The 12,465-nt window shown below is 38.0% G+C and carries 6 protein-coding genes; 4 read left to right on the forward strand and 2 right to left on the reverse strand.

Annotated elements, in window-relative coordinates; all coding sequences use genetic code 11:
- Window positions 1–14 precede the first annotated feature (14 nt).
- Entirely contained in the window at window positions 15–1,049 is a 1,035-nt protein-coding gene (locus B5X70_RS00775; protein ID WP_079555949.1) for a DUF5627 domain-containing protein, read from the forward strand.
- Between the two features lie 28 nt (window positions 1,050–1,077).
- Window positions 1,078–3,288 carry an endo-1,4-beta-xylanase gene (locus B5X70_RS00780; protein ID WP_079555950.1) on the forward strand — a complete coding sequence of 737 codons (2,211 nt, stop codon included), beginning with the start codon at window positions 1,078–1,080 and terminating at the stop codon, window positions 3,286–3,288.
- Between the two features lie 981 nt (window positions 3,289–4,269).
- Here the strand turns inward: B5X70_RS00780 and B5X70_RS00785 are convergent.
- Entirely contained in the window at window positions 4,270–6,666 is a 2,397-nt protein-coding gene (locus B5X70_RS00785) for an RICIN domain-containing protein (protein WP_079555951.1), read from the reverse strand.
- 891 nt (window positions 6,667–7,557) lie between these two features.
- On the opposite strand from B5X70_RS00785, the gene B5X70_RS17825 reads away from it, so the two are divergent.
- Together B5X70_RS17825 and B5X70_RS00795 are read left to right on the forward strand one after the other, a co-directional pair.
- Window positions 7,558–8,715 carry a glycoside hydrolase family 11 protein gene (locus B5X70_RS17825; RefSeq protein WP_159449970.1) on the forward strand — a complete coding sequence of 386 codons (1,158 nt, stop codon included), beginning with the start codon at window positions 7,558–7,560 and terminating at the stop codon, window positions 8,713–8,715.
- Window positions 8,716–9,005: 290 nt separating this feature from the next.
- Window positions 9,006–9,839 (forward strand): formylglycine-generating enzyme family protein, encoded by an 834-nt coding sequence (locus B5X70_RS00795; RefSeq protein ID WP_079555952.1) that lies wholly within the window; start codon window positions 9,006–9,008, stop codon window positions 9,837–9,839.
- A 116-nt stretch (window positions 9,840–9,955) separates the two neighbouring features.
- Here the strand turns inward: B5X70_RS00795 and B5X70_RS00800 are convergent, their stop codons facing one another.
- Window positions 9,956–11,647: a glycoside hydrolase family 43 protein gene (locus tag B5X70_RS00800; protein WP_079555953.1), complete on the reverse strand. Its 1,692-nt coding sequence runs from the start codon at window positions 11,645–11,647 to the stop codon at window positions 9,956–9,958.
- Window positions 11,648–12,465 lie beyond the last annotated feature (818 nt).

The raw sequence follows: 12,465 nt of genomic DNA on the forward strand, positions 1-12,465 counted from the left end.
TTAAACGATCGAAAATGAAAAGGATATTATTTATAACACTTATTACGGCGTTTGTAACAGGATTGTTTACATCCTGTGACAATGCAGATTGGGAGTTTCCCGATTTTGAGCACACTGCCGTATATTTTGCCTACCAGAGTCCTATTCGTACCATCACCCTTGGGGAAGATGTTTACGATACCACTCTTGATAATGAATACAAGGCTCAGATAATGGCTACAATGGGTGGTGTTTATGCTAACAATACAGATGTTGTTATTCAAATTCAAGTTGATAACTCTTTAGTTGATGGACTTGCATTTGATGGGAACGAGGATCCATTGCAGGACATCGTTGCTATGCCGGAAAACTATTATTCTCTCTCATCTGACAGAATAACCATCAAAAAAGGAGATATACTTGGAGGTGTTACGGTTCAGCTAACTGAAGCCTTTTTTGCAGATCCTTTGGCTCTGACTACCCATTATGTGATTCCTGTAGTTATGACTTCGGTTACAAATGCAGACTCAATTCTTCAAGGAGTTCCTCTTGTGGAAAATCCAAGAAGAGGCGTAGCTGACGATTGGGAAGTTCAACCGAAAGACTATATTCTCTATGCCATTAAATACATCAACAAGTATGATGCTAATTATTTGCGCAGAGGTCAGGATGTCATTTCGGGAGACCAATCGGGTACCATTACACGGAGTGCAGAGTATGTTGAGTGGGATGAAGTTGTTAGTACCATTTCCACACGTTCTTTAAATACAATTGCGTGGGAACATCAATCCAGAGATTTGGATGATTTTAGTCGTAGTTGTGTCTTATTACTTACTTTCGATGATCAAGGTAATTGTGTAATTACTTCCGATACTGATGGAATTACAGCTAGCGGCACCGGAACATTTGTCTCTAAAGGCGAGAAAAACAGCTGGGGTAATAAAGATCGTGATGCGCTTTATCTGGAGTACACCATAGATTATGGCGATGTTCAATTTACCATTACTGATACTATGGTGGTTCGAGACAGGGGAGTTAAGCCTGAGTGGTTTACATCCGTATTAAAATAATAGCAATTTTTTTGTAAAATCAAAAAATATGAAACATACAATAAATATTTTAGCCGCGTGCTTCTTGCTATTGATTTTTGCCGTTTCATGCGTGGATGACTCAATAGATTTCTTTGAGGTTGAAAAACCTGAATCTATTGCTGAATTGGAATATCTTAATGACTATGATTTCCTAAAATCCTACGTTGATAGAGCTGCAAGTCCCAATTTCAAGTTAGGAGCAGGTGTTACTGTTAGTGAATACCTACGATTAGGTCATGTTTACCGGGTAATGAATTCAAATTTTGACATGCTGACAGCAGGAAATGCCATGAAGTATAGCTCTGTTGTTGGCGACAATGGTTCTATGAATTTTGGTTCGGTAATTCAGTTTGTTGAGGCTGCCCGAAGTGCAGGAATTGAAATTTATGGTCATACATTGGTGTGGCATTCACAACAAAACAGAAACTACCTAAATCGTTTAATTGCTGACAGAGAGATTGAGGTTGATCCTGATGCAAAAGATGAGGTTGTTGATGGATTTAAGGATTATAGAGTAGAAGGGTTTACCGGTTGGGTAGGTGGACCTGTTCAGCCTGTTGTTGAGGATGGACGATTGGTGGTAACCAGTACTGAAGCACAACCTAACTTCTGGGATGTGCAATATCATGTTGCCAATGGCATTTCTATAAAGGAAGATACCAGGCATAAAGTTACGATACGTATAAAAGGAACTAGTGAGGCATCAATTACTGTGGCTTTGGGAACCTGGGGCGCTCAACAAAATACAACCATTCCAATAACACAAGAATGGGAAGAGGTGTCAGTTGAGCTTAACAGTACTGTTACTGCCAACGATGCTTTTGTGATGTTGCAATCAGGACACTACGTGGGAACCTATGAAATTGAATGGGTGAGGGTAACTCATGAAGTTGCAGCAGCGGTTACTTATTACGTAAACCAACTTGAGAACAGTGAGATGCTGGTAGGTGGTTCAATGGACAATTTCATCGTTCGCGAGAGTGGTCAGGCCGATGTTCCCGGTGCTATTCTTGAAGGCGAGGGACCCGACGGAATGAACGCTATCAAGATCAATTCTGTTGATAATCCTGCTAATCCCTGGGACACTCAATTCTTTATTTATACGCCGAACAAGGCATGGGAAGCTGGTGAGAATTATAGAATATCTTTCTGGTACAAAGCTTCTGCAGAAGCCAATTCTGAATCTCAGTGTCATGGAGCACCTGGCTCATACATGCATTGGCAGATGCTTCCGCAGAATCCTCAATTCACCACTGAATGGCAATATTATGAAGCCACTAGTACTATTCCTGGTCAGGGTGACGGTATGAGGTCTATAGCTTTCAATCTCAATGTAAATCCAACTGCGATAACTTACTATTTTGCAAATATCGTTTGGGAGTCGGAAGAGTCAGGCAACACCATTCCTCTCAGCCCTGAAGAAAAGGCTGATACGTTAACTTATGCTTTGCGTAATTGGATTTCAGGTATGATGCAAGCTACTGACGGTTATGTTAAAGAGTGGGATGTTGTTAACGAACCACTTGCTGGCCAAGGTAATGTAGGAGAAGGATTTTACGATCTTAAGTCTGCCGTTCGAGGTACTGTATCAGAAGAAGCTGCTGAAAATAGCTTCTACTGGCAAGATTATTTGGGTGATGATTATGTTCGCGTAGCCGTTAAATTAGCACGTGAATATGGTCCAGATGGTTTGAAGTTGTTTGTTAACGATTACAATCTCGAATCTTTCTGGGATGACAATCACAAACTCAAGAGTCTTATCTATTGGATTGACAGATGGGAAAGCGATGGCGTAACAGTGATTGATGGAATTGGTACTCAGATGCACGTTTCATATCATATGGATCCTGCACAGCAAGCTGTTAGAGATGCTCATATCATTCAAATGTTTGAGCTATTGGCCGAAACCGGTAAATTTATTAAAATTACCGAATTGGATATGGGACTTATTGATGAAGATGGCAACACTGTGAGAACAGCTGATGTAACAAGCGAACAACATAGAGCCATGAGTGATCATTACAAGTTTATCATTCAGAAATATTTTGAAATTATTCCGGCCAACCTACAATATGGTATAACCCATTGGAGTCCTACTGATAGTCCACAAGGATCATCATGGAGAGGTGGAGAACCTATCGGTTTATGGACAGAATCTACATTCAGACGCAAGCACACTTATGGTGGATTTGCAGATGGATTAGCTGGAAAGGAGTAAGTTTGATAATCATTGGAATATACTTTAGTTTTTGAAGTTTTATTCATTATTTGGTTTGTATAAGAGGTTGTCCCCCCGGGACAACCTCTTTTTTTATCAAATAGATGATTTAAAATTGGTTTTTTTGGGGAGGGGTTCCTTAATTTAACCCCCATTTAAAGAATATCTATTTTCTATAAGCGATATCTGGCCACTCAATGGCGTTGCAATAAGCAAGATCCTTTATCTGTGCGCTACATCAATGCCAAAAGTATTTCCAATGCAGAAAGCCTTATTTAATCCAACCCAAAACAATGCTGCGCATTGAGATTGTGTCTTCCAACAGGCTGAAAGCCTAAATTAATTCAGCCCAAAGCAACGCCTTGGGCTGAAGTGATGTATTTCATATTCGTCCTGTGAAGGGCAGCTTAATTCCTTGTTCTTATAGTTTAGACCGGGGTATTAATCCCTGTCCCATGAGGTTGCCCTTGAAAGTAGAAACGCTATTATAAACTAGAGCCTTTTCTGGTTATTAGGAGCGTATTTGTAAGTTTTGCTATCTATTTGATAAGATGATTCGATGGGAAAAATAAGTTAGTAATATTACGTGGAAGCTTTTTTTATTGGTGTTTTAAAATATGGATAGGGCTTATTGGATAATTACCACTAGAGCAGAGATGAAAAAATATTTTGGTCTTGTATTGTTCAGTTTATTAGGTTGCTATAGTGTCTTTGGGGTTAAATCTGCCTAAAATAAGTAAATAACAATTCAGCTTTTTGAAGATTTACTCATAATTAGAAATGAAATATCTGATTTTAAAGATACTTCTTGCAAGTATAGGTTATTTTTGTTATGAGAGTTTTGAAAACAATGAAGTCAAATTTCTAAGGAAATTTGTTTTAGAGATATTCTTGTAGTTTTTTAGTGCAATTAAATGAAAAAGGCTGTCCTAACGAGGACAGCCTTTTTTTACATATTAAAATTTGCGAAATTGGAACTCTCTATTTTATAATTAACTTTTGGACATACCTCTCATCTCCATCATTTATTTCTAATATATACAGACCTTGTATTAAGTTTAATGATATATTGATGCTATGATTACGACAAATTTTTGTTGAATAAACTGTGCTTCCTTGCAAATTCATGATGTTTATAATTATTTCATTGCTAGCATCAATCTTCGTTTTAGGTAGTACTATGGTAACATTCCCATCTGTAACAGGATTGGGGAAAACCTGAACTTCCAGTGCAGTTTCATTATCAGAACCGACTTCATTTTCGAGTAATGATGCACTTCGCAAGGATGATAGTATCCAGTGTTGACAATGGTGATTGTTGGCAGGCCATTGTTGAACATTGGCTCCATTGTCCAAGGATGCACCTGCTACTTCAAGAAGTTTGCCGCTGTGGCGAGCTTCTATCTGAAAATATCCGTTTCCAACATCGATGAAACGCCATTGTTGACAAGTACCTCCCCAATATTCCCATAATTGCACATTGGCTCCATCTGCAGAGGAATAATCAATTACATCCAGGGCCTTGGTTGGTGCATGAACAGGAGAAATTCGGTAGAAATCGTTTTCAACGTGAGTGATGGTCCACTGTTGATTGGTTTGCCCTGTTCCTGGCCATTGTACCAGGTTAGTACCATCACTTGTACCGAGATTATAGCTGTCCAGAGCTTGTCCGCTGTTTCTGTTCTGGATACTATACGTTCCATTGGCAATTGTTTGCGTTGTTACAGGTGTTAAAGCAAACTGTTGACAATCGTTATTATAACAAGTCCATTGTTGTACATTAGCACCATCATCCATAGAGAAATCTGTTATATCAATACATTTTCCACTATTTCTATTCACGATGGTGTAATACCCATCGCCAGTGCTTTGTAGACAAAATTGCTGAACCTCTTGTCCATTACAGCTCCATTGCTGAATATTGGCCCCATCATTTGTTGACCAATTTGCCACGTCCAGACATTTGTCACTGTATAAGCTTCGGATTGAGTAGTATCCTTCACTGTTTTGCTGAATTAGCCATTGTTGGTTCTCTGTGTTTCCGCAACTCCACTGAACAATGTTGCCTCCATCCGACATGGAGAAGTTATATACATCCAGACATTTGTTGCTGTGTTTTGCTGATATTGTGTATATCCCATCCTGCACGTTTCCGCTGCAACCTGCTAATGGTTCACAATTACTGGTTGGAATGTTACCTGCCGCATATTCGGAGAACCATTGCTTTACAGGTGCTGCAACTGCTTCCCAGTCATTGTTGTAGGCCGTTGCGCCATTTGGATCTCCCATATGTATAAGGTTCTCAGGAGCTAAAACATTCCAACTTACGTTACCGGATTGGTCAACTATGTATTTAAAATTAGCTCCGAATCCCTGGCCACCTGCAACCCCAGTATTTCCAATTCCCCAAACATAATGCCCGGCATCTTTATAACTTTGCGGCGCCCAATCCGTTTCTGTTATGATTATTGGCGCTATGTCTGCAACAGGTTTAACGTTTACATTCCATCCATTTAGGAAATCCTGATAGTTTCTTATTCCTCCCCAATACCCCGGGTAAATATGAACTGCATATCCAATATTCCCGCCGGTAATAGGATTGTTTGCATAACCCGCATAGTGCGATTGCCACCCCGTGCCAGGAATCCAACAAATATTATTTGCACCATTGTTTCTTATTAAATCAACAATAGGTTGAAAATAATTCACTAAGGCATCGAAATGGGCCTGAGATGTACCTCCCCATACACCATTTGTGCCCAGAATTTCTACCGGTTCATTGGCTATCTCAAACATTACATGATCTGCATTTCTGATCTGAGGATGTTGGGAAAGAAAATCCCAAACAGTTGTCAGGTACTGTTGGTAAGCATCGCCTACAGAGATTCTTTCAGGACAAACTCCGGGTGGTCTCAGCACCACGTATAAGCCTCTCGAATGAGCGTGGTTGATTAAAGGAATGATCACTTCATCGGTATATTGTACCAAACGGTTGAAATTAAATCTGGAAATGTCATGCTCTGAAATTGGAGGGCCAGGATCATTTGTCCAATAGGGATCAATGTGCAATCTTATGTAGTTTAGGTACCATCCATCAGACGTATCGGTTAATCGGTTGATGATGGCAAAATTGTAATTCAAACAGCCCTGTACATCATAATTCTCCCACCTGCAGTGTTCGTTGCCATACATACAACCGTTGAACCAAGGACTTGGCGTAATTGCAACGCCATGTAAAAGGACGTTGTTCCCACAAGGATCTTTTAAATATCTGCCATCAACGTGTAATGGCGGGAGTTCCATGCCCGGCCAGGCAGCAACCATTGAAGGCAATAGGTTTAAGGTTAATAACAGAATTAAGAGTCGAAATAATTTCATAATTAGAGGTTTAAATTAAATAAAAATGATATCTGACTGAAGTATTGGCAAATAGAGAACCCCTAGAACCTATCATTCGGTTTCAAGGTATATCCCGTTGGAACAGGGATTAAAACACAAATTACGTTAATACGAATTTGCTATTAACGTAATTGAATAAGGAGATTAATCGTGATGCAATTTGTTTTATCAATATCAATTATACTTTCTGTTCAAAATTTTTATATCGGTTAGCTCCTCAATATGCAAATTGTGTTAGGCAGGTTCATGTTGAGCATCTATAATGACATTTTCAGGTGTACCCTTCGTGGTAGTTATAATGAGTTATTGAAAAACTAAAAAATAAAAACAAAAATAGTTAAATCCGGAGCGAACGTGTTTATGAAATCAGATATTAAATTTGCAAAAAGAGATAATTATGTAAGATAGAAATCATAATAAAGGATGTTGAAGTTGATTTTTTCATGCTTCTTATTTTAACAGTAAATAAATAAATACATGTAGGAAGTTTGATGAAATTTTGATTCAAATTTCATTTTTTAGATGAATAGGTGAAAGTTTTATAGATTGTTGTTTAGGATTATATGCAATTAATGGTTATCAAATTGATTAGAGTGCGCAATATCAGGGTATTGTAGTACGAGCTCTTTTTAGATAAACAATATAATAGTTTAGGATAGTAAGAAAAATAATAGCTGAATTTGTATTCTGGTTAAATATAAAAAAGTATATTTGAACGCTAAAAAATGTGAGCGTTACTCTCTATCATCACACCAAAGGTTTCCCCAGTTGATTTCTTTACATTTTTTAAAACTAGTCTGTAAATAGTAAAAAACACAATTCAAAATGAATGCTTTTATGCCTTACACTGATAAAAATCCAACAAAAATTATGAAAAAAGTTTTTTTTATTGCAGCAGCATTAGTTTTTATGTTTGCTGGTTGTTCTGAAGATATCATTGACGCAGATTTAATGAACGATGAAATGTCTGATGTCACCCTTAAATCATATGATTCGGGTACACATGATGGATATTTCTGGCAACTTTGGACAGATGACCATAGTGGCTGGATAGATTACCGAAACGGAGAAGGAGGAAATTATAGTGTTTCTTGGGATTACAATGGTAATTTTACTTGTGGAAAAGGATGGAGTTCCGGTTCCAAAACAAGAATTATTGGTTATAATATAGGTGTTCATAACCATAGTGGTGGTGGCGTTTTTGGATATTATGGCTGGTCCAGAAGTCCAATGATTGAGTATTATGTAAATGAAAGCTGGGGTACTCAAAGACCTACTTATGGCAGATTCCTTGGGACTGTTAACAGCGACGGTTCAACTTATGATATCTATACTGATACCAGGGTAAATGCCCCGTCTATCGAAGGAACTCAGACTTTTACCCAAATATACAGTACAAGAAGATCTAAGGTTCCTGTTGGGCAAAATCGCACTATTACTTTCGCAAATCATGTGAATGCCTGGGCTAATCTTGGATATCATTTAAATGATATGTCTCCATATGCGATTCTACTTACAGAAGCATATGGCGGGAACAGCCAGGGTTCGGTAAATGCAACCGTATGGAGTGCAGGTGAAGGAACTGGAGATGGCGGTAATACCGGTGGTGGTGGAGCTACCTACTATAGGATACAAAACCGGGCAACAGGACTGTTTTTAGATGGAGTGGGTAGAACTTCTGATGGAGCCGACCTCGGACAATATGCCAACACCAATCACCAAAACGCGCAATGGACTAGAGAAGCTTCCGGTGGTTTTGAAAGATTTAGAAACAGAGGTACAGGTTTGTATATTGATGGTATGGGAAGAAATGAGAATGGTGCAAATGTTGGACAGTGGGCTAACACAAATCACAACAATGCACAATGGAGCCTTGAGTCTGCAGGAAGCGGTTATTACCGTTTAAGAAACAGAGGAACCGGATTATACCTTGATGGTATGGGAAGAACTTCCAACGGCTCTGATGTAGGTCAATGGGCAAACACCAACCATCACAATTCGCATTGGAGGTTTGTACCAGTTCAATAGATTCTTAAGTTTAATGTTTTAAGCATAAAATGGCATAAAAGCATTTAGTTTTATTCTGCCCGACAATTTTTTTGTCGGGCAGAATTTTAAAATATGATCATATAAAATCAATGGAAAATACTTCACAACCCTGATTGTGATTATAGATCTCATTATTTTTTTGATAGTTGTATGGATAAATCTTAATTACCAGGAATGTGTTACTGTTCTATTTTATTAATTTTATAATGCATAACAGGATTGTTTTCAATTGACTGGATTTTAGAAATTAACTTGTTAATATTTTACTAATGAAGAAATTTTTTTTCTATTTGGCGCTGATGCCTGTATTGATTTTATCGGGGTGTAAAAAAGATGCTTCCAATGAGTTGATATTAATAAATGGAGGTGAGTTTAAAAATGAACATTCGTATTTTTTTGGGAAAGACATTGTTGTTAAAGACTTTTTTTTGAGTAAATACGAAATAACACAGAAAGAATGGATTGAGGTGATGGGATATAACCCGTCACAATTTTCCGGGGACAACCTCCCAGTTGATATGGTTAGTTGGTATGAGTGTATCTTATATTGTAATCGACGTAGTGAGGTTGAAGGATTTACGCCCTATTATATTGTGGATACATTGAAAATTGATTTGAATAATTTCAGCGAATTTGATGATTTAAAATGGAGTGTAAAAATTAACGAAGCAGCTGATGGTTATCGACTACCTACCGAGATTGAATGGGATTATGCTGCCAGTGGAGGCATAAAAAGCAATAATTATATATACAGTGGTTCTAATAACCTGAAGGATGTTGCCTGGTATTGGAGAAATTCCGGAAATATATATTTAGATGGAAAATGGAGTTGGGTTAATATTGAGAATAATCATTCAAGAACTCGCCCTGTAGGCCAAAAACGGCCAAATGAGCTTGGGCTTTATGATATGTCAGGAAATGTGAGAGAATGGTGTTGGGATTGGTACGAAGATGATGAACTTGAAAGTGGTCACAGGAGAGTTTGGCGCGGCGGGGGCTGGATTGGTGGAGAACATGCATGTGCAATTTCCTACCGTGGTATGTTTGAAGCAAATGGATCCGGGCCTGATCAGGGATTCCGGGTTGCCCGAAACGCACCGTGAAAATATGCTCTTAAAAGAGAAACTCCGAATAAGGGAATGAAAATTCCCTTATTCGGAGTTTTTCTTGTATAGGCGTTTCAAAATTTACACCTTTGAAACTTCACTCTAAATGAAAGTTACAGTTCGAAGTTGTTGGTGGTGTATAATCCTATAAGAGCTCCAATAAAACCTCCGGCAACTCTTGAGCTAAGGTTTCTTCCATCAGCATTTTCTACCATTGTTACCCAATTTTTCCCATCCATGCTGTACAAGAAACTATAGTCGGCTGCATCTCCGGTAACTTTAAGATAAACCGGACGGTTTCTATCTCTTCCTGTTAATTCAACTGTAGCCAATGTCTCTTTATCTTTCTCAAGTCTGTTTACAACTAATGAAGTTTTTCCGTCAACTATGGTTTTTCCAAATAGAAATTGATATTCTTCATTCTGGAAAAGAGTGAAGCCTGCAAAATCAGCTTCAGTTTCAGGATAAAATTCAAGTTTGGTCTCAGCCTCAAAGGTGGTATGTTGTTGTCTCCGCAAAATAGCCGATGGATTGCCAATCTCTTCGGTGGTGATATCACGCGGACGTAATTCCAGCTTGCCACTTCCTACATTATAATATTTCTCACGAGGTGTACGTATGTGCATCCAGGTAAAGCCAAGATCTTCTGAATCAAAATTGTCAATGAATTCAAAATTCCCGGTAGTAGGCGGAATGTTCGGGTCAGGATTTAAACCAGGCTTGTTATTAACAATCGGAATTTGTTCGCCTTGCGGTAATATTGTAGGCCACCCACCTTCTGGCCATTCAACTGGCAATAAATAGGTGTCTCTTCCAACATTGGTCATATCAAATTCGTAGGGACGAACACCCAGAAAAACAGCCCACCACCGACCGTTCTCGTCTTGAACAAAGTCTGCATGCCCGGCAGTTGTTATCTTATCCTCACGATCTTCAGGTAAGTCACGTTGAGTTAAAATAGGGTTGTTCTCATAAGGAATGTATGGCCCCCATACATCTTTACTCCTAAACACAACTTGTGAATGATTAAGTCCAGTTCCCCCTTCGGCACAAATCAGATAATAGTAACCAAATTTTTTTATGATATGGGGAGCTTCTATCCAGATGGGTCTATCTTCAGGTCTGGCTCCTCCTCTTACTATCTCCTTTGGTTCTCCTATTATAACGTCATTTTCTACATCCAATAGATGCATGTGGATTGCTCTCTGACCACGATAATCGGCTCCGCCCATCGGTTCAGCACATTCCAAAATATATCCTTTTCCATCATCATCAAAAAATACTGACGGATCGATACCTCTAACTTGTGGAAATACAATCGGATCGCTCCATCCTTGTTCTGGATCTTTGGTTTTTACATAAAAGTTGCCAATACCCCAGGTACTGGTTGTTATCATGTAAAATGTTTCATTGTATGGATTGTATTCAATGGCAGGAGCAAAAATTCCATTGGAAATTTGTAGTCCCTCTAATTCCAATTGTGAAGGACGATCCAAAACATGTCCTATTTGTTCCCAGTTTACCAAATCGTTACTCTTGAAGATGGGTACTCCCGGGTATAGACTGAATGAGGAGTGCACGACATAATAAGTATCTCCTTTTTTACATATGGAAGGATCGGGGTAGAAGCCTGCCAATACGGGATTGAGATACTGATTCTGTGGGTCAAATTCTTTGTCGAACAAAGCATCATTTCCTTTGTACCGAAAGTGTTCAAAAACAGCAATGTCATTGCTTCTTTCAGTGCAGGAATGTAATACAGCAAATGCCAGCACAAAAAAAGATAAAATGAAATTTTTTCTCATGGTAGTATAGTTTATTTAAGTTAATGTTCATATAACTATTTCGTGTTGATTCTTAATTAGCTAAGATGGAAAAATCTTCAGTGTAATATTTTGTTTTTTTCACACATAGATGACTGCTTTCGAATGATTAATTGAAAAGATTAGGACTAAGACGGTGTTTATATTAGGTAATGTTAGAATTTCTGTGCCAGATGTTACGGGTTAATACTACGATTACAACATGCTTTTAACTCTGACTTTGGATATATATTATGAAATAACTTTAATAGCTCGTCAAGCTTCTATATCTGCTTGACTATCAGGTATGTAAAAGCCTTCCTACTATATGCGTAATTTGCTTATAATAAAGCGTTTGCCATTGTTTAACATCTAAATTTCTATTCCGGGGTATTCGGGACTAACAATCAATTGAGCTTTAAAATATATAAAAATATTAAATTTTTAAGCTAAGTCAATTTTGGTTATAGATATATGGGTTTTAATTTTGGATATTTATTTCCTATATATAAAATATAAGGGCGTTGCGAGACGAAGTGTTGAGAGTTAACCAGTATAGAGTTCTATCTGTTTACCCCTGGATGATGTCACTTTACTATTTGGAATAATGCAGTTGATATTACCCTACGGCTAATATGTTTATAGATTCTGAGATATTCAATAGATATTGCACTACGAGGTTTTGTTATTTAAACTTTTGAAGTATAATATAGTAAGAATGAATGTTTTTTGAGATGGGACCAAGTGTTAATTGCACCTCTGAAGAGAGAGATAAATGGTTGTAAACCACATTGGTTTACAACCATTTATTTATTTAATAT

Origin of the sequence: Alkalitalea saponilacus, assembly GCF_900168165.1 — a bacterium.
GTDB lineage: Bacteria > Bacteroidota > Bacteroidia > Bacteroidales > Marinilabiliaceae > Natronoflexus > Natronoflexus saponilacus.